General features: G+C 57.6%; 23 protein-coding genes. 18 read left to right on the top strand and 5 right to left on the bottom strand.

Going from position 1 to position 24,393, the window contains the following annotated elements; translation table 11 throughout:
* The first annotated feature begins 41 nt into the window (after window positions 1–41).
* From larC to METFOR_RS01095, 5 genes are all read left to right on the top strand, one after another.
* Window positions 42–1,232 carry a nickel pincer cofactor biosynthesis protein LarC gene (gene larC / locus METFOR_RS01115; RefSeq protein ID WP_015284269.1) on the top strand — a complete coding sequence of 397 codons (1,191 nt, stop codon included), beginning with the start codon at window positions 42–44 and terminating at the stop codon, window positions 1,230–1,232.
* A 62-nt stretch (window positions 1,233–1,294) separates the two neighbouring features.
* Entirely contained in the window at window positions 1,295–1,858 is a 564-nt protein-coding gene (locus tag METFOR_RS01110; RefSeq protein ID WP_015284268.1) for a GNAT family N-acetyltransferase, read from the top strand.
* A 56-nt stretch (window positions 1,859–1,914) separates the two neighbouring features.
* Window positions 1,915–2,589: a DNA repair and recombination protein RadB gene (gene radB / locus METFOR_RS01105; RefSeq protein ID WP_015284267.1), complete on the top strand. Its 675-nt coding sequence runs from the start codon at window positions 1,915–1,917 to the stop codon at window positions 2,587–2,589.
* A 109-nt stretch (window positions 2,590–2,698) separates the two neighbouring features.
* Complete coding sequence (locus METFOR_RS14335) at window positions 2,699–4,750, top strand: PAS domain S-box protein (RefSeq protein WP_015284266.1); 2,052 nt, start codon at window positions 2,699–2,701, stop codon at window positions 4,748–4,750.
* A gap of 110 nt (window positions 4,751–4,860) precedes the next feature.
* A complete protein-coding gene (locus tag METFOR_RS01095) occupies window positions 4,861–5,946 on the top strand; it encodes a radical SAM protein (RefSeq protein ID WP_015284265.1) in 1,086 nt (361 codons plus the stop codon).
* A 24-nt stretch (window positions 5,947–5,970) separates the two neighbouring features.
* Here METFOR_RS01095 and dapF read toward each other — a convergent pair whose 3' ends face one another.
* From dapF to METFOR_RS01080, 3 genes are all read right to left on the bottom strand, one after another.
* Window positions 5,971–6,792, bottom strand: a complete 822-nt coding sequence (dapF, locus tag METFOR_RS01090; RefSeq protein ID WP_015284264.1) for a diaminopimelate epimerase — start codon at window positions 6,790–6,792, stop codon at window positions 5,971–5,973.
* A gap of 131 nt (window positions 6,793–6,923) precedes the next feature.
* Window positions 6,924–8,273, bottom strand: a complete 1,350-nt coding sequence (locus tag METFOR_RS01085; protein WP_015284263.1) for a diaminopimelate decarboxylase family protein — start codon at window positions 8,271–8,273, stop codon at window positions 6,924–6,926.
* 161 nt (window positions 8,274–8,434) lie between these two features.
* Window positions 8,435–9,400, bottom strand: coding sequence for a ribose 1,5-bisphosphate isomerase (locus tag METFOR_RS01080; protein WP_015284262.1), 966 nt, complete (start codon window positions 9,398–9,400; stop codon window positions 8,435–8,437).
* A gap of 57 nt (window positions 9,401–9,457) precedes the next feature.
* On the opposite strand from METFOR_RS01080, the gene METFOR_RS01075 reads away from it, so the two are divergent.
* The 10 genes from METFOR_RS01075 (at window position 9,458) to METFOR_RS01030 (ending at window position 19,328) form a co-directional block, all read left to right on the top strand.
* Window positions 9,458–10,315, top strand: a complete 858-nt coding sequence (locus METFOR_RS01075) for an HAD family hydrolase (RefSeq protein ID WP_015284261.1) — start codon at window positions 9,458–9,460, stop codon at window positions 10,313–10,315.
* 35 nt (window positions 10,316–10,350) lie between these two features.
* Entirely contained in the window at window positions 10,351–11,964 is a 1,614-nt protein-coding gene (gene atwA / locus METFOR_RS01070; RefSeq protein WP_015284260.1) for a methyl coenzyme M reductase system, component A2, read from the top strand.
* A gap of 8 nt (window positions 11,965–11,972) precedes the next feature.
* On the top strand, window positions 11,973–13,502 hold the full coding sequence (gene mmp3 / locus METFOR_RS01065) for a methyl-coenzyme M reductase-associated protein Mmp3 (protein WP_015284259.1): 1,530 nt from the start codon (window positions 11,973–11,975) through the stop codon (window positions 13,500–13,502).
* Window positions 13,499–13,957, top strand: coding sequence for a methanogenesis marker 6 protein (locus tag METFOR_RS01060; protein ID WP_015284258.1), 459 nt, complete (start codon window positions 13,499–13,501; stop codon window positions 13,955–13,957). The genes mmp3 and METFOR_RS01060 overlap by 4 nt, the downstream gene beginning before the upstream one ends.
* Window positions 13,958–13,959: 2 nt before the next feature.
* Window positions 13,960–14,406, top strand: a complete 447-nt coding sequence (locus METFOR_RS01055; protein ID WP_015284257.1) for a methanogenesis marker 5 protein — start codon at window positions 13,960–13,962, stop codon at window positions 14,404–14,406.
* The gene (locus tag METFOR_RS01050; RefSeq protein WP_015284256.1) at window positions 14,403–15,641 is read left to right on the top strand and encodes a methanogenesis marker 15 protein; all 1,239 of its coding nucleotides are present in this window, start codon (window positions 14,403–14,405) and stop codon (window positions 15,639–15,641) included. The genes METFOR_RS01055 and METFOR_RS01050 overlap by 4 nt, the downstream gene beginning before the upstream one ends.
* Window position 15,642: 1 nt before the next feature.
* Entirely contained in the window at window positions 15,643–16,227 is a 585-nt protein-coding gene (locus METFOR_RS01045; RefSeq protein WP_015284255.1) for a methanogenesis marker 17 protein, read from the top strand.
* A complete protein-coding gene (locus METFOR_RS01040; protein WP_015284254.1) occupies window positions 16,224–17,162 on the top strand; it encodes a methanogenesis marker 7 protein in 939 nt (312 codons plus the stop codon). The genes METFOR_RS01045 and METFOR_RS01040 overlap by 4 nt, the downstream gene beginning before the upstream one ends.
* 14 nt (window positions 17,163–17,176) lie before the next feature.
* Window positions 17,177–17,674, top strand: coding sequence for a carboxymuconolactone decarboxylase family protein (locus METFOR_RS01035; RefSeq protein ID WP_015284253.1), 498 nt, complete (start codon window positions 17,177–17,179; stop codon window positions 17,672–17,674).
* 328 nt (window positions 17,675–18,002) lie between these two features.
* Window positions 18,003–19,328, top strand: a complete 1,326-nt coding sequence (locus METFOR_RS01030) for a COG1470 family protein (RefSeq protein ID WP_015284251.1) — start codon at window positions 18,003–18,005, stop codon at window positions 19,326–19,328.
* A gap of 185 nt (window positions 19,329–19,513) precedes the next feature.
* On the opposite strand, the gene METFOR_RS15700 is transcribed toward METFOR_RS01030, so the two are convergent.
* Window positions 19,514–19,885: a hypothetical protein gene (locus METFOR_RS15700; RefSeq protein ID WP_052310732.1), complete on the bottom strand. Its 372-nt coding sequence runs from the start codon at window positions 19,883–19,885 to the stop codon at window positions 19,514–19,516.
* A gap of 54 nt (window positions 19,886–19,939) precedes the next feature.
* On the opposite strand from METFOR_RS15700, the gene METFOR_RS16165 reads away from it, so the two are divergent.
* Window positions 19,940–20,038, top strand: a complete 99-nt coding sequence (locus METFOR_RS16165) for a DUF3387 domain-containing protein (protein ID WP_148277706.1) — start codon at window positions 19,940–19,942, stop codon at window positions 20,036–20,038.
* Between the two features lie 387 nt (window positions 20,039–20,425).
* On the opposite strand, the gene METFOR_RS01020 is transcribed toward METFOR_RS16165, so the two are convergent.
* Window positions 20,426–20,878, bottom strand: coding sequence for a GNAT family N-acetyltransferase (locus tag METFOR_RS01020; protein ID WP_015284249.1), 453 nt, complete (start codon window positions 20,876–20,878; stop codon window positions 20,426–20,428).
* Between the two features lie 179 nt (window positions 20,879–21,057).
* On the opposite strand from METFOR_RS01020, the gene asnB reads away from it, so the two are divergent.
* A complete protein-coding gene (gene asnB / locus METFOR_RS01015) occupies window positions 21,058–22,959 on the top strand; it encodes an asparagine synthase (glutamine-hydrolyzing) (protein WP_015284248.1) in 1,902 nt (633 codons plus the stop codon).
* Window positions 22,960–23,038: 79 nt separating this feature from the next.
* Entirely contained in the window at window positions 23,039–24,388 is a 1,350-nt protein-coding gene (locus tag METFOR_RS01010; protein ID WP_048111054.1) for a mannose-1-phosphate guanylyltransferase/mannose-6-phosphate isomerase, read from the top strand.
* Window positions 24,389–24,393: the final 5 nt, after the last annotated feature.

Here is a 24,393-nt window from a genome sequence, read left to right as displayed (position 1 = left end):
ACCTTAAAGGTCATATACGCAGGGATTTATAAGTACTGATAATGAGAGTCCTCATTCTCGACCCTTTCCACGGTGCAGCGGGAGACATGATCACCGCTGCCCTGCTGGACTGTGGGGCGGACCGTAATATCGTCGTGCGGGCGATGAAGGCCGTGGTAGCGGAGCCGAAGATCTCCCGCGTGACCCGGGCCGGGATCCAGGCACTCCGGATCGAGACGAAAGCCCTGCCTGTTCATCGCACACTATCAGAGGTGCTGGAGCGTCTCGATACTGCCGCTCCCCATGTCCCGGCGCTGGCGATGGCCCGGCGGGTCTTCGAACGGATCAATGCCGCAGAGGAAGAGGTACATGGCGGCCACGTCCACTTCCACGAAATCGGGGCCGATGATGCAATCGCGGATATCGTCGGGGCCTGCACCGCTCTCCACACTCTTGGTATCGACCGGGTCCATATCCTGCCAGTTACGCTCGGTCATGGAACCGGCACCGGATCCCATGGCACCTTCCCCATCCCTGCACCGGCAACAGCGGCAATCCTCCGGCATGCGAATCTCTCCACGATCTCCGGGGTACACGCGGGGGAGCTCTGCACCCCCACCGGTGCTGCACTCCTGGCCGAGTTCCAGGCAGCCGCGGGTGCTCCCGGTGAGTTACCGGCATACACCATCAAAGCCCTCGGTTACGGGGCCGGGACCCGGGACCCGGCCCATGCGCCCAACGTGTTACGTGCGATGGTTGTAGAGACAACAGGCACCAATAGTGGGAACCCTGAGGACACGGTCGATATCCTCGAAACGAATGTTGACGATGTGAGCGGCGAGGTGATCGCCCACGCGATCGCCCGGTTCATGGATGCCGGCGCAAGGGATGCAAGCGCAATCCCCATCGTCATGAAGAAAGGCCGGCCGGGCTACCTGATCCGGGTGATCTGCCTACCGGAGACGAGCACGAAGATCGCTGAACTGATGGCCATGGAGCTCGGGACGCTGGGCATCCGCTGCATACCTTCCGTCCACCGGTTCATCGCGGAGCGGACGGTTGAAGAGATCGAGGTGGAGATTGCCGGAACGACAAAGAAGTGTCCGGTAAAACTGGGGTGGATGCATGGCTCGGTCTACATGCTCAAGGCGGAGTTCGAGCCGGCGCGGATCTTTTCTTCTGAAGTTGGTATCCCGGTTCGTGAGGTGCTCCGGATTATTGAGGAGACGGCCTGGAAGCAGGTGCGGAAATAACCCCCACTTCTTCCAAAAAATCTTGGAAATGTTATCGTGTTCCCCGGTCAGTGCATATACCCATGAAAACGCCCCTGCAAACAAAACGGCTATCCCTCATTCCGGCAACCCGGGAGATCCTTGAAGCGGACCTGAACGACAGGGAGCAACTCTCCTCTCTTCTTGATGCAACGATACCGGCGGGATGGCCGCAGCCGCTCATGGATGAGGGAGTTATCCGCGAGTTTCTCCGGATGATGAAGGATCCGGCAGAACCACTCTTTGCCGCATGGTACTGGGTGCTCGACGATACGGCAACAGGGACAGGGATACTTATCGGAAACGGAGGCATCCTTTCGGCAGAAGGGCACCCGAATACCGCTGTTCTCGGGTATTCGGTGCTGGAAGAGTTCTGGAACCGGGGTTACGCAACCGAAGCCGTCGGCGCACTCATCCCGGTCATCTTCTCCCTTCCAGGCATACGGGGGATCATTGCAACAACCTATCCCCATCTTACCGCATCCATCCGGGTGCTGGAGAAGAACGGGTTTGTCAGGACTGATGAAGTCCCTTCAGGTGTCGGGGCTGAAGAGGGGACCATCTGCTACCTGCGGGAAAAACAGGGGCCCGTTTCCGGCCGGGAATAACCCGGTATTCGGGCTTTATAGGATACCAGCCCCAATGTGGAAAAGACAACAGACCCATGAAGACCGAGAAACGAACCACCGGGAATGCAGCACTCGATGCCCTGCTGGGCGGCGGGCTTGAGCTCAGAACGATCACGCAGTTTTACGGTGAGCCCGCGAGCGGCAAGAGTACGCTCTGTCTCGTTGCCGCGATAGCCTGCCTCCGGGCCGGCCATGTGGTTGCCTGGATCGATTCGGAGGGATTCTCGACCGAACGGTTCCGGCAGATCGCGGGTGAAGACACCGAGAAGATTGCGGAGCGCTTTTTCCTCTTCGAGCCGGTCGATTTCGAGCACCAGGGATCGATGATCCTCGAGGTGGAGAAGGTCTTGAAAGCGCACAAGCCGGGCCTGCTCGCGATCGACTCGGCCACGGCCCTGTACCGCACCGACCTTGAGAAGGGCCGCGATGCCATGCAGGCGCTCACCCGGCAGATGATCCACCTCCTTGGCTATGCCAAGCGGTACGAGATCCCGGTCATCATCACCAACCAGGTGTACATGGATACCATCAAGAACACCTTTTACGGCCTTGGGGGGACGGCACTGGAACACATCTCCAAGGTGATCGTACGCCTGGAGAAAACGGATAAGCCGGGACTGCGCAGGGCGCGCCTGGTCAAGCACCGATCCCGCCCGGAGGGTGCATCCTTCGAATACGAGATCACGGGAGACGGCATCAGTGTCCGATAGGTTCTTTCTCTTCGCATCTGTCCATCCTTCCGCTACATTCCACGGTTTTTCATAACGCCCGTAAGATTGGAACAATTATATCGTGAGACGCAGAATAGTTCCCTCGCACATGGCATTGCGGAGGGAGATCACTGCGAGGCTCACCAATCTTCTGCGGAAGAACCCGCAGGGGCTCAGTATCACGGAGATTGTAAAAAAGATCGATATCAACCGGAACACCGCAGGCCGTTACCTTGACAACCTTCTCATCTCCGGGCAGGTCGAGATGCGCCATTTCGGGATGGCCAAGATCTACCGCCTCTCCGAGCGGTTGCCGGTCTCTTCGGTCCTCTCCCTCTCCTCCGAGTTCGTGATGCAGGTAGACGCCGGCCTCCGTATTGTGTATCTCAACGGACCGTTTGTCCGGCTCATCGGCTCAGAGGAGAAAGAAGTTACCGGAAAAAATATCGAGTTCACCAAGATCCCTTCCTTTTTCGATAACAACTATCCCCGGCTCCTCGCATCCATCCAGGAGGGAACTTCCGGGACACCCTCCCGGGGCGAACTGGACCTTCCCTCATGCGAACGCTCCTTCTCGTACCGCATTGTTCCCATCGTCTTTACAAACGGGCAGAAGGGAGCCTCCCTCATCTTTGAGGATATCACCGACAGGAAACACGGGGAAGCTCTCCTCCGCGAGAGCGAAGAAAAGTTTCGTGCCCTCTTCAACAATGCCAGCGACATGATCACGTTACACGGGCTCACCGAAACCAGGGAGCATGGAACCTATATCGAGGTGAACGATGCTACCTGCCGGAAACTGAAGTACACCCGGAAAGAACTTCTGATGATGACGCCGCGGGATCTCGTTGCCCCGGACTCTCCGACAGGTATTGGTACGAATGCCCGCATACTGATGGAAGAGAGCCACATTACAGCGGAGACAATTCTCCTTACGAAAGATGGCCAAAGAATCCCCGTTGAGCTCAATATTCATTTGTTCGAATTCAAGGGCAGAACCGTAGCCCTTGCAATAATCCGGGATGTTACCCTGCGCCGGAAGGTCGAAGCCCAGCTCCGGCTCATGAAGACCTCCATCGACAGCGCATACGACGAGGTCTTCTGGATGGATATGGCGGGAAACTTTCTCTATGTCAATGAGGCTGCCTGCCGGGAGACCGGGTATTCGCGGGAGGAACTGATGGCAATGACTGTATTCGATCTCGACCCGGACTTTTCACCGGGGAGGTGGGAGGAGTCGGTTGCGGACCTGCGGAAGAATAAAAAACAGTTCTTCCAGACACGGCACCGGAGAAAGGATGGCGTTATCATTCAGGTAGAGATCGGTTCGGTTTATGTGACGCGCGAGAAAGAGGAGATCTCGGTCTGCTTTGTCCGTAATATTACGGAACGCAACCGGATCGAGGCTGCGTTAAAGGAGAGCGAGGCCCGGTACCGCTCCCTTGCAGAGGCATCCCAGGACATGATCTTCGTTGTTGACCGCGATGACCGGGTACTTTACGTCAACCGGCGGGCGGCAGCTTTCCACCATATTACCCCGGATGAGATGATAGGAAAGCCAAGAAGCGAATTCTTCCCCTCCGATGTCTCTGCTGGCCAGCTCAGGGGACTCCGGCAGGTCTTTTCTTCTGGTGAGCCCGTGAGGAGCGAGAGCCCCATGGCAACACCTGACGGGGAAATCCTGTGGTTCGACCATGCCCTGATGCCCATTTCAGACGCCACGGACAACATCACGTCCGTGCTCGGTGTTTCGCGTGACATCACAAAGCGCGTTGTCGCCGAGCAGGAGCAGCGGATGAACGAGGAGAAGAACCGTTTCATCGCTGAGCACAGCGTGGACATTATTCACCGGCTGGATCCGCACTGTGTTTTGCTGTACACCTCCCCCTCCGTAAAGACACTCCTCGGGTATGAGCCGGGGGAAGTACTGGGGAAGTCTGTCCTTCCCATGATCCATCCCGATGACCTTCCGGGCGTGATGCAGGATCTCCACGGGATTTACGAAACCGGACAACAAACCATCATATCGACATTCCGGTTCCGGCATAAGGACGGGCAGTACATCCTCTTTGAGTCAACGACCCGCATCATCCGCGACCATGACGGGACAGTGAAGGAGTTTTTGAATATCTCCCGCGACATCTCAGGCAGGGAGAAGTAAGACCCCTGAGCAGACAGGAACCTCTTTTACGGCAAGGGGACGATACCGTCGTCCCACTTTCGCCCCCCGAACCCTGTACTTATTAACCAGTCCCCATCAGAGCTGGAGTGATGACCGGATGCGGAGGAAAGCTGGCCCGGCTGACATCACAAAGCCAGTATGACATCTGTGTTCCCGGGGAGTGTATGCAGCAGCTCTCGACAGAGATCTGCATCACCCGCAACCCGCACGCAGCCGGGTGCAACCGGCTGCTCAAGGTGCTCCTCCATGGCAGCTGTTCGTATGACTGCGCCTACTGTTCGGTCCGTCTCGACCGTTCGCACCACTCGTTTGCGCCCCATGAGCTGGCAGAGATCGTCCACGAACAGTACCGGAACAACCTTACCGGAGGGCTCTTTCTGAGTTCCGGAGTGCCACACGACACCGATGACGTGATGGACGGGCTCATCGAGACGGCCAGGATCCTCAGAGGCCGGGGTTACCCGGGGTACCTGCACCTGAAGGTCCTTCCCGGGGCGAGCCGTGATGACATCCGTGAGGCTGCACGGCTTGCGGACTGCATCAGCCTCAATGTCGAGACAACCGGGGAGAGCCGGCTCCGGTTCCTGTCGGGGATCAAGGACTATGCGAACGATATCATCAAGCGGATCGGCTGGATCGCCGATGCTGCTCCGGGACGTTTCATGACACAGCTCGTTATTGGGGCCGCGGGGGAAACCGACAGGGAGATCTTCGATTGCATTTCCTCGCTCTACGGGCAGATGCACCCGTCGCGGATCTATTATTCCGGTTTCCATTCCCTGCCAAAGACCCGGCTTTCCTCCCATGAAAGCACACCTGCGTGGCGACCGCGACGCTGGTACCAGGTCGACAGCCTCATACGGGAATACGGCTTTTCACGAAAGGAACTTCTCCCTCTCCTGGACGACAACGGGATTCTCCCCAATGACGACCCGAAAGCACTCCTTGCCCGCGGCAGCGATCCGGTTGACCTGAACTCAGCCTCTTTCGCTGATCTGATCCGGGTCCCGGGTATCGGTCCAACCACCGCACGCACCATCATTGCATCACGGGAGGATCGATGGATCCGTGGTCCTGATGATCTGGATATGGACGCGGCCTGCCTGAAGCGGGCTATGCCGTACCTGGCCTTTGAAGGAACCCCGCGCCAGGCAACCCTTGCCCTGTTCGGTTGAAGTACGATTAACGATAGAACGGGATCAGAAGATAATCCTGCCGGCAAAGACCGTTGTAGCCGGGCCTTCCATCTTCGCCCCGCCATCGTTCAGGGAGATCGTCAGCGGCCCTCCCTTTGTCTCGACATCCACGACATCACCGGCAAGTCCCAGTTTGTGGACTACGGCTGCTGAAGCCGTTGCGCCAGTCCCGCATGACAGGGTCTCATCTTCCACGCCCCGCTCGAATGTCCGGATCCGGATGCTGTCTGGGCCGGTCCGCTCGACAAAGTTTACATTCGCACCTTTCGGGAAACTGGCGTGGTGGCAGATCTTCGGGGCTATCGACCCGAGATCAACAGCATCAACGGCGTCAACGATGATGACAGCATGCGGGACACCCGTGTTCACGGCATGGACTTCGTAGCCTTCGATGGTCTCATTGTACTCTCCCGAACCGGTGGCAGGAATATCGTTCCTGTCGAATTTTGGCGGTGTCATAGTGATGGTTGCAGCAAATGTGTCCTCTTTGTACCCCATTGAAATTGCTATTTCGCCGGCGAGAGTCTCCACGGTACAGGTCTCCTTCACGTACCCGGCATCGAACGCGTACTTGGCAAGGCAGCGGATACCATTTCCGTATATTTCAGCCTCGCTCTCGTTGGGCTGGAGAAGACGCATCCGGAGATCGTTTTTCTCCGATTTTGAGAGAAAGATCACCCCGTCAGCCCCGATACCGAAGCGCCGGTCGCAGTAAATTGCTGCGAACTGCCCTTTCATGTCATCGGGAATAACGGTATGCTCCCGCTCATCGATAACGATGAAATCATTGCCGTTCTCGTACAGTTTGCTGAAATGAATTTCCATGCGGAACCCCTGCCATACCCGGCTGTTGCGTACTGTTCTGGAGAGTTGTGCCATTCCATAAAGGCATCGGTTGGCACTATTGCGGAATAGTAAAAAACGGTATCGCAGGGATATTCCTGCACCGTATCATATTATTTTTTGTTCCCTACCTGGGGAGGGGAGGTTGCCTTGTTCCGTGCAAGGCCGGAGAAGTCCGATCCTTCAAAGTCCAGGGTGGCAAAATAATCGTTTGCGGTCTCTGCTCTCCGGATCAGTTTGAATGTACCACCGTTCTGCATCAGGAACTCGGCAGACCGGAGCTTGCCGTTGTAGTTGAACCCCATCGCGTAGCCATGCGCTCCCGTGTCGTGGATAACCATGAGGTCCCCTGAGCTGATCTCGGGAAGGATCCTCTGGACTGCGAACTTGTCGTTGTTTTCGCAGAGGCTGCCGGTCACATCGTACACGTGGTCCAGGGGACGGTCCTCTTTTCCCAGCACCGTAATATGGTGATAAGCGCCATAGAGGGCGGGACGCATCAGGTTTGCCATGCACGCGTCCAGCCCGACATAATCGCGATGCTTCTTCGCAACGTGGCGTACACGGGAGACCAGGTAGCCGTACGGTCCGGTCACCGCCCTTCCGCTTTCCATGACGATGCGTATTGGCGCAAGACCGTTCTTGACAATGATCTCCTTATAGTGCCCGTGCACCCTGCGTGCATAGTCCTCAATGTCCACCTGGTGATCGACAGGAGAATAGGGGATGCCGATACCCCCGCCAAGGTTGATGAACTCCACCCGGATGCCGGTTTTCTCATGGATCTCGACGGCGAGGCTGAAGAGCAGCCGGGCTGCATCGGCAAGAATCTCCTCATCGCGCTGGTTGGAAACGATCATAGCGTGCAGGCCGAAACGGGTTGCACCTTTCTGCTGTGCGGTTGTGTATGCCCTGAGGATCTGATCGTGCGTGAGCCCGTATTTCGCTTCACTCGGATTGCCGATGATCGGGTTGCCGTGGCTGTAGTCGTCCCCGGGGTTGTAGCGGAAACAGAGAAGCTTGGGGATCCCCGCGGTCTTCTCCAGGAAGTCAAGGTGGGTAATATCGTCGATGTTGATGATTGCCCCCAGTTTTTTTGCCTGGATGAACTCTTCTGCCGGCGTATCATTGGAGGTGAACATAATCTCCTCTCCTTTGATCCCGACAGCATCGGCCAGCAGGAGCTCGGGGAGCGAGCTGCAGTCTGCTCCCATACCCTCCTCGTACAGGAGACGAAGGATGTACGGGTTGGGGAGGGCCTTGACCGCGAAGTAGTTCTTGAATCCGCCCGCTTTCCCGTCTGTCGTTGTTACCCACGAGAATGCCTTGTATAACCGTCGCGATCCGGCACGGATCGCCTCTTCATCGTAGATATGGAACGGCGTGGGGTATTCCTTCTCCAGCTTCTCAATCTGGAGCTTGGAAAAAGGAACTGTCTTTTGTATGGGTTTTGATCCCTGCATGCGTATAGATAATCTTTCCAGAAACTTATCCTTTGAGATGGTCGGGGGAGAGATGAGAGAAAAACAGTGATGAGTGGAATACCCTGCCGGAGAATTATATGAAACTGACGGTCCGGTGACCGGTAGCCATATACGGTTTTCCTCTTCCCTGCCGATAGCAATTATTCCCCGTTGAAACCCGCTGGGGAACCACCGCCCGGGTTAAATTCCCCGATCTCCCACCCGAGATACTCGCGGATAATCACGTAGGCCATCTGCGGCGGGATGGCCCCCTGTTCGGTGACGATGAGGTCGATATATTCCGGCGGGGTGACATCGAATGCCGGGTTGCGGACCGTCACGTTCGGCAGCGTCCGTGCGATCTCGTCAGGCAGGACTTCGTTGGGGGGTCGTTCCTCGATCTCAATCAGTTCCCCGACAACGGTCCGGGGTGCGAACTTGTAGGTCTCAGCGGCAACGATCACGTTCACCCTCGCCTCGGCAGCGGTATGGGCCACCTGAGAGGTCCCGATCTTGTTGACCACTGCCCCATTCACCGTCACTGCGTCCGCCCCGACAATGACGAGATTGACATTGTTGATAAATGACCGTACCGCCGAATCGACGATGAAGTTTGTTTTGATCCCTGCATCGTTCAGGGTTCGGATCGTGATGTGCCCCTGGTTCCGGGGCCGGACTTCCGTTGCAAAGACCTCGATCTCCTTGCCCTGCCGGCGGGCCTCGATCATGCAGCCGAGGGCGACCTCCGAGTTGCAGTGCGTGAGGATCACGTCGCCATCCCGGATATGACGGGCACCGAACCCGGCGATCCGTTCCACCGCATGCTGCGAGGACTGGATGAACTGTTCGGCGCGGTGGATAACCCCGTTCCTTGCCTCGTCCACGTTCACGGACGGGTCAAGGCCGGCCATGACATAATGGACGGCATTCGGGAGCGATACGGCAGTGGGCCGCGTCGAGACGAGCAGCGCTGCGGCTTGTTCCATCTCCTTTTTGAACGCTGCAGTGTCCGGGGCAGCCAGGGAGAGAGCATGATCCCTTAAGGCTTCGGCTGCCGTCCGGGCGATCCTGCCGGCACCCCGGATCTCCATGCTCTTTATCTTCTCAGCGGTTTCAGGTACGGTCATCAGCTTCACTGATCCGATCTATCAGGGAACTACAAAGAGTTATTGCCGGGTGCCACCATGTCTGTCGCCGTTGTCTTTGACAGTGCCGGAACACTCCTCTCTACCTATCGCGTTGCAAAGGACATCTGCAACAGGAAACTGCTCCCGGGGATCGAGACCACCACCCTGACGTTCAGTTCTCCTGACCGTGTGCTCATCGTCCTCCCCGTCCATTCCAAGGATCTGATGACCGTTCCTCCGGATACGCTCCTGTCCGAGTACCTGATCGACCGGCATATCGGCTTTGGGGTCAGCTGCACCCGGAAGATCCTGACTGCCGAGGACATCGGTGACGTACTGTATACCGATCACCGGGCTCTTGCAGGCGACCTCCAGGAGTGCATCCGGAACGTCTGGTCCGTATGCAAAGCGGAGGAGATGGTCACCCTCAACAGCGGGGCGATCATCAACATGGCGCACCGGGCAGTCGAGTTCGCCATTACTGCCGGAGGCTGGCCGTTCCCCGGCGCAAAGGAGACCATCACAGCCCTTCACCGCATGGGCATTCCCACGTTCATTGCGTCCGGGGACCGGGTAACCAAGCTTGAGAGGATGGCCGACCATTTCGGCATCCCCCGTGACCGGGTGTACGGGGTTGCCACACCCTCGATCAAGGCACAGATCGTCCATGATCTCCGCCAGGAGTACGACAAGGTCCTCATGGTGGGTGATGGGATCAATGACCTCTTTGCCCTGCGGAATGCCGATATCGCCATCCTGACCATTGAACAGCCGGGCGATCGCCCCGAGGAGCTGTTCAAGGAAGCGGATTACGTGGTGAAAAATGTCAGCGAAGTCAGGAAGATCGTGGAGAATCTCCTTGCCGGGGGGAAAATTTGCGATCGTGACGGCAGCGGTGTATCATATAAAAGGTAATATGCGACCTGTGCTACATTAGATACAAGGGTACTATGAAGGCTCCATTGATCACGGTTGAGAACCTCTGCATGGATTTTGATGGTAACAGGGTTCTCAAGAATATCTCCTTTGAGATTGGCGAGGGAGAGATCCTCGGGATTATCGGCAGGAGCGGGGCCGGTAAGACGGTCCTGATGCACCTCATCCGCGGGGTCGAGCAGCCGCCGACCAGCGGGAAGATCATTTATCACATGGCGGCCTGTCCATCATGCGAGCATATGGATGTCGGCAGCTCTGCGGGGAAGGCCTGCCCCCATTGCGCGGGAAAACTCGAGCCGCTGGATGTTGATCTCTGGGAGGAGAGGAACGAGAATCTCAAGCGGCGCGTGATGCGGCGGACCGCGATCATGTTCCAGCGTACCTTTGCCCTGTACGGGGATGACCGTGTCATCGAGAACGTCCTTCACGCCCTTGATGACATCGGTTACCCACCCGAGAAAGCCATCAACCGGGCGGCAGACCTCATCGATCAGGTAAAGCTCTCCCACCGCATGATGCATATCGCCCGTGATCTCTCGGGCGGGGAGAAGCAGCGTGTCGTGCTCGCCCGGCAGCTGGCCAAGGAGCCGGTCATGCTCTTTGCCGATGAGCCTACCGGTACGCTTGACCCGGGTACTGCGAAAATCGTCCACGCCATGCTCAATGATGCTGCGAAAAACAACAATATGGGTATCGTGGTTACCTCCCACTTCTCCCAGGTCATTGAGGATGTTGCCGACCGTGCCATCCTTCTTGTCGATGGGAAAATTGCTAAGATCGGTGCTCCGAAAGAGGTTATCACCGAATTCATGAAAGGCTATGATGATACCGAGAAGTTCGATGAAACGGAACTCGGCGACAACATCGTTGTGGCTCGCGATCTCGTGAAGCGGTATATCTCAGTGGACCGGGGCGTGGTTAAAGCAGTCAATGGCGTCACGTTTGAGGTGGCAGCGAAGGAGATCTTCGGCATCATTGGTAAGAGCGGGGCCGGTAAGACCACACTCTCGGGAATCATGGCGGGCTTAATCGAGCCGACAAGCGGCGAGATCAATGTCCGTATCGGCGACGAATGGATCGACATGACCAAGCCCGGCATCGACCAGCGCGGGAGGGCAACCGGCTACATCGGCCTCCTCCACCAGGAGTACGACCTCTTCCCCCACCGGACTGTGCTTGACAACCTCACCGATGCGATCGGCCTTGAATTCCCCAAGGAGCTGGCAATGAGGAAGGCACTCGTTACCTTGAAAATGGCCGGATTCACCGAGGATAAGAGCAAGGAGATCCTGGACCGGATGCCCGGCCAGCTTTCCGAGGGAGAGCGGCACCGGGTGGCGCTGGCGCAGGTACTTATCCGTGAGCCCCGGATCGTTATCCTCGATGAGCCCACGGGCACCATGGATCCGATCACCAAGGTCGATGTCAAGCACTCCATCATGCACTCCCGCGAGGAGATGGACGAGACGTTCATCGTGGTCTCCCACGACATGGACTTCGTACGGGACATCTGCGACCGGCTTGCCCTGATGCGGGGCGGCAAGATCGTCCAGATCGGCAAGACGAACGAGGTCCTTGCGGCCCTTACTGAGGAAGAGAAGAAGGTCATGGGCCAGCCCAAGGCATAAGGTGTCCCATGATCACCATCCATCTTGATGGCAGGAAGATGGATCTGGCCAAAGGGAGCACGCTGAAGGCCATCCTCTCCGAACACCCCCCGGACTGCGTAGTGGGTATCATCCGCCCGGCAACGCAGGAGCAGAGGAAGACTGCAATCCTTGCCATTTCCACTACTGCAGGTGAGATTACCATTGAACTCGGGGGTACCGGTGGCATCGGCCTCGAATCCCCGGATATTCTCCCTAAACTTTCACTCCACTGGAGCGACCGGTATGCTGCGGCATTCGGCCCGTTCCCGTCCTCCATCCGCCCGCTCCGCAAGCCCCGCGTTTATGAGAGGGGTGATGTCATCCTCGGTTGCGGAGGGTACGAACCGGAACGGTCGTACCTGATCTTTGCGAAGACCCGGCATTCGGCCGACCACGGGGCGGACGAGGAAGGTGGTGTGCTCGGCAAGGTTGTCAGCGGGCGCGGAGTACTCGACCGGTTTTCCACGGGCGACCGGATCATGAAGATCGAACCGGTCATCAGCTGGGCAGACACCAGCCGTTCCTTCACTACGACCGACCCGAAACTGGTTCTCGAAGACGGCATGCAAGTAGTAACGAGGGTCGGGATCGTTGCCCAAGGGTACGCCCCCGACACGATCACAACGGAAGCTGCGGCCAGCGTAGAGCACATGCTCGTCACCCTCCAGCACGGAAAGTTCTTCGTGGGCCGGGCTGCTTCGACCCATATCCTCGACCCGCACCTTGCCGGGCCGGACGAACTTCAGAAGGAGTACCGGAGGCCGCGGAGAGAGGGAGCTGTCACAATTCGCAATGCCGGCAAATCAGCCGGAGGAATGTTCATCTACCGGATGGATTCCCCGACAAGCCCGGCCCACAATATGGCCGGTCAGGTAGTCTCCGGCATCGAGCTGGTAAAACTGGCAAAAGAGCACGATGTGCTCCAGGTCATGGTCCGGCCGGAGCGGATCAGCCTTCTCGGGCGGCCGCTTGCAAAGGCAAAGGAGATCGCTGCAGCAGCCGGTTTCACGCTGAAAACCGACAAAGAGGGAGACGACCGGATCATCGTCTCGCAGGAGCCCGGCACAACGCTCGATGTCTTAAACGAGAGACTCGCCACGGTGACAACAGCGCCGGTGGACAAGGTCATCGATATCGAGCTCGATGATGCCGCAGCCCCGGTGAGCTGCGAAGTCTTCCGGAAATTCACCGGTCTCAAAGATCACGACGCCGGCATGATGCCAGTCTTCTTCAAGTTCGACGACGTGGTCCTCTTCAAACCGGCAATCGCTCCCGGTATCAGGATCAACCCGGAGAACCAGCCGGTGGACGAGTCGCCGGCCAATGCGCTCGCGATAACGAACGACGGCCGGAAGGGTGCCGGGCTTGTCGGCGTCCGCCTGTCAGCCAACCGGGAGTTTGGGCCAACGTCGGAACCCTTCGAGGGGACGAACATCATCGGGCGCGTGATCGATACCGAGAAACTGAAAAAAGTCAAGGAGCGGGAGACTGTGTATATCAGGGAGGTGAAGCGGTGACAGACTATACTCCGACCCATGTCGGCACTGTAACGAAATACGTTGTGGTGGAGTCGTTTGAGGTCACGCCCACGGACCTTGCCCTCCGGGGGTACGAGATCTCGAAAGGCGTGATGATCAAGGAGACCTGTTTTGGACTCGTCGTGAACGGGAAGGAGGAAGAGGTGGACCGGATCGTTTCCGAGCTCCGGAAGATGGACCCGAGCCATATCTTTGTCAAGGACCGGGGATTCCCGCCGGGCGATTCCCGGCGCTGCCGGGCAAACCTCGGGGGGGCCCGGCCCGGCTACAATGGCATGGAGTACGAGATGACTGTCATCCCCTATGTCTCGCACGGCCTTGAAGAACTGCAGAAACGCGATGCCGCAACCGTCCCGGCACCGAAAGACCCGCTCGACAAACCGGCACTGGATGTCGTCACGCTGAAGAAACTGATCGATGCACAGGAGTCCTGACAATGGCAAAAGTATTCATCTATCCCGCAACAAGCCTGATCCTCTCTGACCTCGTCTCCCGGCACGGCCACACACCGCTCTCGTCGGCCGTTGCCGTCCGCGAACGCATCCAGACCGCAGGACTCGAGTCCCCGCCCCTCCAGATCACACCCGAAGAGCCCAAGAAGGGCCTGAAATGGGCAGCCGTCGAGGTCCCGGCCGGTGTCCGGGGGCGGATGGCGCTCTACGGCCCCATGATCGAGGAGTGTGAGGCCGCGATCATCATCAACGATGCCGATCTCGCGTTTGGCTGCATGGGCTGCGCCCGCACGAACGAGCTCATCAAGTTCCTTCTCCGGCAGAAGGACATCCCGAAGCTCGACCTCGACTACCCGAAGAACGAGGAGGAGGGCGTGAAATTCGTGGCAGCTATCAGGCGCTTCCTGAATGACTTGGGAGGTAAGAAATGACCCCCCCGGTACGGATCGCCCAGCTCTCCTGCGGCCCCGATTACTCCGGTGTCCAGCACGAGATCGATGCTGCCGCAAAGGAAGTGAACGGCGAGGTATTCTTCCCGGACGTTGCCTTAAAGGACATCAAGCGGGATTTTGACACGTTCGGGCTCGATGTCCGGAGCCCCGACCTGAAGCTTGCCATTGCCCGGGCAAAGGCCCTGGTCGAGGGCAGGGTGGACGCTGACGCTGTCTTCATCGCAACGTGCTTCCGGTGCGCCGAGGCCGCTATCGTGCGGAACGAACTCCGGCGCTACATCCACGAGCACTCGAAGCTCCCGGTTGTCAGCTATTCGTTCACCGAGCGGACAACTGCCGGCACGCTCCTTACAAGGATGGAGGCCCTGACCACCATCGCGCGTCGGCGGGCGCTCCTTGCCCGGGAGACCCAGCAGGGGATCACCCTTGGCGTTGACTCAGGCTCGTCCACAACAAAGGCTGTGGTCATGAAGGACAACAGAATTGTCGGCACGGGATGGACTCCCACAACGGAAGTGCTGAAGAGCGCCCGTTCCGTGGTCGATTCCGCCCTTGCCGAGGCCGGTGTCACAATGAAGGAGATCGAGGCAATTGGCACCACCGGGTACGGGCGGTTTCTCGTAGGGAAGGACCTCAACGCCGACCTCATCCAGGAAGAGCTGACCGTCAACTCGAAGGGAGCAGTCTACCTCGCGGACAAACAGCACGGCCCTGCCACGGTCATCGATATCGGCGGCATGGACAACAAGGCCATCGCCGTGATGGACGGGATCCCGGGCACCTTCACCATGGGCGGCATCTGCGCCGGAGCAAGCGGCCGGTTCCTCGAGATGACAGCGAAACGCCTCGGGGTCGAGATCACCGAGCTTGGCCCGCTCGCCATGAAAGGATTCGGCGGCCGGGTGCCGATGAACAGCTACTGTATCGTCTTTGGCACCCAGAGCCTGGTGAACGCCCTTGCTGCCGGGTCAACCCGCGAGGATGTTGCCGCCGCTGCCTGCCACAGCGTGGCCGAGCAGGTCTTCGAGCAGCAGCTGCAGGAAGTGGACATCAAGGAACCGGTCATCATGGTCGGGGGCACGTCCCTGATCGAGGGGCTCGTCCACGCGATGGGCGAACTCCTCCAGACAAAGGTGGTTGTCCCGCACCATTCGCAGTATATCGGCTCCGTAGGATCGGCACTGCTGGCTTCCGGGTTTATCAGGGAACGTTGAGATGCAGGCCATAGAACATTTCGAAGTCGAATGCCCCGAGGCACTGGGGGCGGAATACTACACGCAGATCGCAAACGACGTCCTGCTCGACCACAACCTGATGAAAGTCATCGACAAGCTCCATATCTATATCGACCCGAAGGTGCCGGTCTTCGTTGCCGTCGGGACCTTAAAGAAGATCTCGACACGGGTCCGGATCGGGGACTTCGCCAATGTGAACCCGATGGAGACGAAGATCACGCTCGTCATCTCGGAAGAGACCTACATGGCCCCGATGCTGAAGATCCTCTGGGAGCGCTTTGGCAAGGAGAAGGTCGAGCAGCCTGACCGTTTCACCGTAATCCTGTACAATGTTCCTGCTACCCCCCAGGAGATCGAAGAGATCGTGGTGGCCGACCCGAGCGAGTCGCTCCACAAGGATCTCATTTACGCCCTCCGGTGCATCGCCCCCGAGGGCTTCCGGCTCCGAAGCGAGGTCTTCACCGGTACGAAATTCAAATTCGTGGCAAGCGAGAACACGCTGGCCGAGGACATTGGGACTCTGGTTGCTGAAAAGTTCAAGCTGATGGGCGAGGTGCCGCCATGACGCTCGTCCCCGTCACCTACAAGGGCGGCATCTACCAGCACGACATCGTCGTCGATCTGATCGAGGACCTAGGCGGCTACATTGTCCAGAAGCACATCATCGCACAGGAAGTTGTCCTCCAGTGCTTTGTGCCCCGCGAGGACATCGAGCTGATCCGGCAGATCTCGCGGCCACTTTTTGGAGAGGTTACGGACTCGCCCCTTGTCGGCACCGAGATCGCCATCGTGAGCATGAGCCTTGAGATCCATCACCTCCCCCATCCTTCCTGTGATATCGCTGAGTATGTCCGCAGGCTCGGGGCCAAGAGCAATATGGTCAGCCTGGCTCGGGGGCCGGGGAAGCGGATCGCCGGCCTGAACGATGAGGAACGCGACGTGATCAACGAGCACGACATCGCGGTCTACCTCATGGGCAACTTCGAGACCTGCATCGAGTACAAGATGCCCACGCTCCGGCGCGGGATCGAGGTGCCGATCGTGCTCTGCGGCGGCCCGGACAAGGAAGTTCTGGAGCGGATCATCAGTCCGCCGGTAGACGGGTACGTGGGCAACGTGGGCCGGTTCATGCGGCGGACAAAGGAGGCCGATGAGCTTGCGAAGCTGGACGAGATCATAGCCGAGATCACCCGCGTGCTTGAGAAGAAGCGGGAAGAGATTGCCAAGGATCCCCTCTCGGTCTACCCGGCCCGGCTCATGGGATTGATTCGGGAGCAGATTCCCGAGATCCTGCATGTGACCTCCCCGACCCCGCTGACCGTCCAGATGGCAGGGCTCCGGGTTAAGCTTCCCTACGACACGTTCGCAGAGAAGGTGAAGAAGGTGACAATCGAAGATGGGATTATGCTCGGGGAAGTGGCAGAGGTCCTTCCCTCGCGGATGAGGGATTATATCATCGTGAGGGTGCTCCCGTTCTCGGAGACGAACATTGCGGTCTGAAACGAGGTACTGGCATGGGAAAGTCATCGAAAGAGACATTTGAGGAGAAGCTTGCGCGGATTGTTGCCCAGGGCGCAGACGTAACCGCGGAAGAATGGATGAAGGTCATCGAAGAGGAGTACGGGAAAGTCCCGCTCATCTTCCGGAGGATGGGCGAGCGCCCTGAGGTACTCATCTCCCACCTGCTGTACAAGGGGACCGTTGCGGAGACCAGCCCGCTCGACCCGAAGTACGTGGAGCTGATCAGCATGGCCGTGGGTGCGGCCTTGAAGTGCCCGCACTGTACCGGTTACCACATGCAGGCGGCGATCAAGATGGGGGCCACCCGCGAGGAGATCCTCGAAGTCATCCTCTTGTCCGGCATGATCTCCAACTCATCCGTGCTCGCGAACGCGTATCGTATCGTTGACGAGAAGCTCGAACGGTGCGTGCCGTGCGAGGTGAAGGGTGTGGGCGGGGGGAAGAAAGAGAAAACAGCCTCTGGAAAGAAACAGAAGTCGGGGGAAACATAAATAGCCTTTGGTCAGGGAATAAAAACGGGAAATTGCTCTTTTTTTGGAGACAAGGAAGACAACACTGCCAATCCCGAGCGCCGCAATTTCAGAGACACGTCCCATCGGTGTCTTTGTCGGGTCAGGGATGCCAAATGACGGGTTATGAAACAATGATCTGGCTAAAATTTCATTTCGAATGGCACATATAATATAAAAAAATATTGTATTATAGGTGTTCATTTCAGACGTAAATCTCTGAACCGGAACAGCTATTGCCAATCAGCAACGGGGTGAATACCCTGGTTATCAGAGCCACCCCGGCGCTCACGAACTACAGGAGTTTTTCATGAGATCATTCAGCATATCGATCATCATTGCAGCCGCGGTCCTGCTTTTTCTTACACCGGCTGCTTGCGCAGCAGAGGACCAGACAGGCAATTCCGGTGCAGTTATGCAGGTAGTGACGGCGATACCCATACCGGCACCCACACCGGCAACCATATCTTTTCCTGCAGGCAACTACACGAAACTGGAGATCAACCCAGCATATACGCAGTTCGCCCTCAAACCCGGGGAATCCAAAGACATGACCATCACGGTCAGGAACCGGGATAGCAAAACCGTGACGCTCACGCCCAAAATCACACTGCAGCCGTACAACATTCCCTATGAACTGGATCCTTCCTGGATTACCGTCACCCCGGCTTCCGCGGATGTACCTGCCGGTGAGAGCATAAAATTCATCATGAAGGTATCGGCTCCGTCGGATGCTTCCCGGGGGCCATATAACGCCAACCTGGTCTTTACAGACGAGGAATACCCTTCGGCCTACCCGACACCCTACCCGAACTATATCCACCAGATGAATTTCAACGTGAATGTCATCGTACCTCCGGTAATCCAGATATCCCCCCAGTATATCTCCGATCAGGTTGAGGCAGGAAAAGAATACCGGTATACGGCTGAGATCAAGAATACCGGGGCGTCGTCCGTTCAGCTGGCCCCGAAAATCAGCAGCGACAGTTTCATCTCGTATGGTCCATACGGTGTCACGGAACCCGGCCTGACTGCCGACTCGTTCCAGCTGATCGCACCCTCTTCGATCCCGCCCGGCTCGACCGGCACTCTTGAAATTATCATGAAGGTTCCCACAACCGCAACAGGCTATTCGAACGGGTATATTGACCTCGGTATCGATGATCCGTCTCTTATGCAGGGAGAGGGCCGGGTATCGCTGAACTTCAATATCTGGAAACAGCCCACAGCATCATATGTGAAACAGTTCACGCTGGACGCAGCAGAACCGGTCTCCATAGAACTCACTTCGGGCTATTCAGGATATTCCGCCCCAATCGCAACCAGCACCATCCGCGAACCCTCGTTCGAGACCACGATCACCGGTCCCGACGGGATCGTGACTGCCAGGCCGGTCCAGAAGATTATCCGGGGATCCGTCAACCTTGATGGCGATCCGGTTGTATCACCCTCATCGGAGGAAGCCACCTACCATGAGGCCAGTGTCCAGTACACCGTGATATATACTGTTGAGGGCAAGCCCGGAGTCTGGCAGCTCTCCGTAACGCCAAAAAATACCCAGAACTTTGAATACAAGATTACCCTCGGGAATATGAATACGGGTATCCCATCCCTGAACCTCTTTTCTTCTCCCTAAGTGGGGAGTAAGAGCGCAGTAGCATCGGGAAACGACACGGACATCACTGAGTGGCATCGTGCCGGAATGCCATAGTGCAGGATGGGGAGAGGGAAATGGAATAACCTTCTCTTTTGAAAATGCCTTGATTATTATCAGGCAGGGGGATGAATCCCCGGCCTGTTTATTCGTTTTGCATCACAACCTCACGGGACAAGCCCCGCAAGGATCTCCGCCAGTTTCTGCGCTGTCACCGGGTCGAGCACCTGCGCCAGCACAAGGCCGGCGGTGGCAAGAAAGAGGGTCCAGAAGACCTTCTTTGTCTGCTCGTTCTTGCCGAACGCGTCCAGATCCGAAGAACTGCGCGAAGCGCAATTCGAGGATGAGAAGAATTCGCAAGAATTCTTCGAAGCCGCGTCCGTGTCCACCTTCATGGCGTACCGGACGAGCCGGGGCAGGAATATGAAGAGCGGCAGGAACAGGATGCCCGCACCGATGAAGGCTAGAGGGAGTTCCGTCCGCCCGGCAAACCAGATCCCGACAGGAACCGCGATGGTCCCTGCAAGGAGGCAGGCCATGAAGACCTCGCTGAGACTGAATCAGGTCCGGTACCCGGCGGGGTCTGCAAGCGGATCCTGATAAAATACAACTATCCCCAGGACAAGCAACCAAAAGCCGTGATATCCATTCTTGAACAAGCTGAGCTCCTGTGCGCTGAGATTAGTGCGTAACAATCAACCAGACCCTGCTCAAAAAAAATCAGGCAGACCTTACTGGTCAGGTCCGGATAAAGGCCAATCGGAGGCAGAAATGAACTCTGTTGAACCCGCCCCCGGATCCCCCCTTTCTTCCGGGGAGTCTTGGTACTCTCCACCACTCAGTGCATACGCATATCCCTTGAAATTAACCCAAACGGGCCAATTCGTGGTTCAGGTTGACCTAAAAAAGCGGGAGGTACTCGGTGAGAAATCGTTTATATGTCTGCACCTCACCCCTGACTGCGGACGATGCCGCAACTGTTTCGAAAGTGGGCGTGGTGATGAGAGGCGTCACATCCATCATACCACCCTTCCAGAAATAGCTCATATGTCAGTCCAAGACCGGAATATCACCTGTAATCATGGCGTAGTCGCTGCCTCCGGCTGTTTAACCCGAACCATAGGACAGACATTACAGCCAGCCATCTCCCCGAAACAGAACAGGAATCGCTCCCGGATCGTCCGCGGGAGATCATCCTCAGGGATGGGCACAAATCCCAGCTTCTTGTAGAACGGGATGAGGACCAGCGTTGAATGGATGAATATCTCCTCTGATGCGCATGCCTTCAGCAGTGCCTCGACAGCCACCCGTGCATATCCTTTCCCCCGGTACTTTTCCGACGCAAAGACACAATCCATCTCCACGCCATCCGGGTGGAGGGTATGCCGTGCAGTCGCAGCAAGCCGACCATCTTCGAAAATCCCGAAAATACGTTCACGTACCTTGTCTGCTTTCTGGTCCCGGTACTCCTCCCAAAGCTTTTCAGCCAGAAAGAATTCTTCAGGTTTGAGTTCCCGGACTTCAACCGTCATGACTGCTGCCTCTGATCATCTTACCGGACAGTCCTTGAACACGATACTATATCAGCGTGCGGGATCCGACTGGTTCGAAGAACCAGGAGGAAGAGAAGATTTTCCATCAGGAAAATCTTCGAACCGTCACATCTGCCTGCTCATACACTTATTATCCCACGGTACCCACCTTTACCATAATGTGCGGGATTGCAGGCCAGTACTGTCTGGACGGGAAGGCCCCGGATAGTGACCTTCTCGCTGCAATGGCCGAACGGCTCGCCCACCGGGGGCCCGACGGGCAGGGGATGAAGATCTGCGACAGCACAGGCCTTGTCCACCGCCGCCTTGCCATCATCGACCTCACAGACGAGGGGCTCCAGCCGATGTCAAACGAGGACGGGACGCTCTGGCTTGTATTCAACGGCGAGATCTACAATTTCGTGGAGCTCCGCGAAGAGCTGCTGCAAAAAGGCCACCATTTCCACTCGCATTCCGACACCGAGGTCATCCTGCACGCCTATGAGGAGTGGGGCGAAGGATGCCTTTCGCGGTTCAACGGCATGTGGGCCTTCGCCCTCTGGGACGGGAACAGGAAACAGCTCTTCTGTGCCCGGGACCGGCTCGGCATCAAGCCGTTCTATTACACGCAGGCGGGAGGGTCCTTTTTGTTCGCGTCCGAGATCAAGGCCCTACTCTCCCACCCGGATGCCGGGAGAAAACCCGATGACCTGATGCTTGGTACCTTTCTGGCGTGGGGCGTGCTCGACCACTCGGCCCGGACCATGTTCGACGGCATCTCCCAGATCCTGCCGGCTCATTATCTGGTCGTGGATGCAGACGGACCAAAGCAGCCGGTCCGGTACTGGGATGTGAAGGTCAGTCCTGCGGTGCATTCTCAAGCTGCGGAAACCGGGGCCGTGTCCCGGCTTCTCGATCTCCTCCACGATGCAACCCGGATCCACCTCCGGAGCGATGTGGCGGTCGGGACCTGCCTCTCGGGGGGGATCGACTCCTCGACATTAACCGCGCTCATCAACGACATCATCAGGAAGGACGCCCCGGCAAGCGTCGGTTCCCGGCAGAAGACCTTCTCCGCGGTCTTCACTGACAGGAGGTTTGACGAGAGCCGCTATATTGACGAGATCGTGCAGGCAACCGGGGTCGATGCCCACCGGGTCGAACCTTCGGCCGGACAGCTCTGGGACGACATCGATCACCTGGTCTGGGTTCAGGACGAGCCGTTTGGCTCCCTCTCCATCTATGCGCAGTACTGCGTGATGCGGCTTGCACAAAAGAACGTGAAAGTCGTCCTTGACGGTCAGGGCGCAGACGAGCTCCTTGCCGGGTATATCGCGTACCAGGGAACGTATCTGGCAACGCTCCTCCGCTCGTTCCGGTGGCTGACGGCAGTACAGGAACTGGCCGGCAGCATGAGCCGTCACCGGGGGTTCTTCCGTTCCGCGCTGGGTCAGCTCCGCGAGCGGAAAGCACGCCGGGGTCTCCTGACCTGCAAGGCGGAGAGTATCCTGCGATATAACGGCAGCCTTGACCATGTACTCCACCGCGAACTCACCGCAACCAATCTGCCCTCGCTCCTCCATTACGAGGACCGGAACTCGATGGCATTCTCGATCGAGTCACGCGTGCCCTTCCTCGATTACCGGTTCGTGGAATATGTCGCAGCCCTGCCGCTGAACCAGAAGATCCGGCACGGAATCACGAAGACCTGCCTCCGCCATGCCATCAAAGGAATTGTTCCGGAATCGATCCGCTGCCGGATGGACAAGATGGGGTTTGTGACACCGGAGGAGGTCTGGATGAAAGAGGATCTCCGCCCGTTCATCCTGCAGGTCCTTTCTCAAGACACCTTCCGGATGCGGCCGTACTGGGATGCCGGCGCGGTGATCCGGGATTACCTCGCGTTCCTTGAGGGAAAGTCCCCCTACTCCCCCGAGATCTGGCGGATCGTCAACACCGAGTTGTGGCTCCAAAAATTCTTTGACCAGCGCCCTGCCTTGGCAACAAACAGCCGTATAAGGTCTCAGGAGAGGATGCCGGGCTTTTCCCTGGTGCAGAAAGAGAGCGAATCCTATAAATGATCATTTCCCGACAGATATATAACGAGTTCCGGAGTTCCGGTGGATGCCGGATTCATTCCGGATTCTCTTCAGGCGTCCCATGAAATCCATCATCCTTGCCGGCGGTGTCGGGACACGACTCTGGCCGCTCTCCCGGGAATACTACCCCAAGCAGTTCATCCAGCTTGGCGGCCCCTCGCTCTTCCAGAAGACGTATGAGCGGGCGGTCCGGCTCTCGGGACCGGAAAACATCTGGGTTGTGACAAACGATATCCACCAGTACCTTGTCCGTAACCAGGTAGAGGAACTTGGGTACACCCTTAACGATTCCCGCTTGCTTGTTGAACCGGAAGGCAAAAACACTCTGCCCGCTATCGGGTGGGCATTGCAGCGTATCCGGGAGGCCTATCCCCACGCAACAGCCGCGGTGTTCCCGAGCGATCACATCCTGGGTGAGGCCGCCCTCGACCAGATCCGTGCAGCTGATCCAGTGGCAAAAAAATACCTTGTCACCTTTGGCGTCAAACCGACTTCTCCCCATACCGGGTACGGGTATATCAAGCAAGGGAAAAAACTCCCCCTGGGAAATGTTGTCGACCAGTTCAAAGAGAAACCTGATGAGAAAACTGCAAAGGAGTATGTCAAGCGGAACTATCTCTGGAACAGCGGGATCTTCCTCCTCTCGACAGACTGTTTCTTTGCCGAACTCAAAAAATACCAGCCCGGGCTCTCCGGGGCTCTGGGCGGGGGGGAGGATCCGGACTATGGATCGCTTGACGCCATCTCCATCGATTACGGGCTGCTGGAACACTCAAAGAAGGTTGCCGTGGTGCCGCTCGAAGCGGAGTGGAATGATCTCGGTACATTCAGGGCCCTGTACGAGACAGAACAGCATGGCCGTGATGGAAATGTCGGGGAAGCCGAGTACCTCGCCGCCCGGAACAATTACGTGCATGCGCCGGGCAAACACGTCGGCCTGATCGGGGTGAGCGATCTCATCGTTGTGGACACTACCGATGCCCTCCTAGTCTGCCATAACCGACAGGCAGAACAGGTCAAGGATCTAGTCACGCGGCTCAACCAGAAGAATGACCCGGTGACGCAGTTCCATCGCCAGGTACACCGCCCGTGGGGCTCGTACACGGTCCTCGAGGAGGGCGCGATGTACAAGATCAAGCGGGTGACCGTCAGGGCCGGGGAGCGGCTCTCCCTCCAGCTCCACCATCACCGGAGCGAGCACTGGGTCGTGGTGAACGGGACTGCCGAGATCGAGCTGAACGGCGAGAAAAAGCTGTTGCGGAAGGGGGAGAGCACCTATGTCCACAGCGGAATGAAACACCGGCTGAAGAACCCCGGCCTCATCCCCCTTGAGGTCATCGAGGTCCAGCTCGGCGACTATCTCGAAGAGGACGATATCGTCCGGTTCGATGATGAATACGGCAGGAAATGACAGAA

It is taken from the genome of Methanoregula formicica SMSP (assembly GCF_000327485.1).
Taxonomy (GTDB): domain Archaea; phylum Halobacteriota; class Methanomicrobia; order Methanomicrobiales; family Methanospirillaceae; genus Methanoregula; species Methanoregula formicica.
The sequence above is the reverse complement of the archived record's forward strand: the minus strand, read 5'-3'. Positions and strand labels throughout refer to the sequence as shown.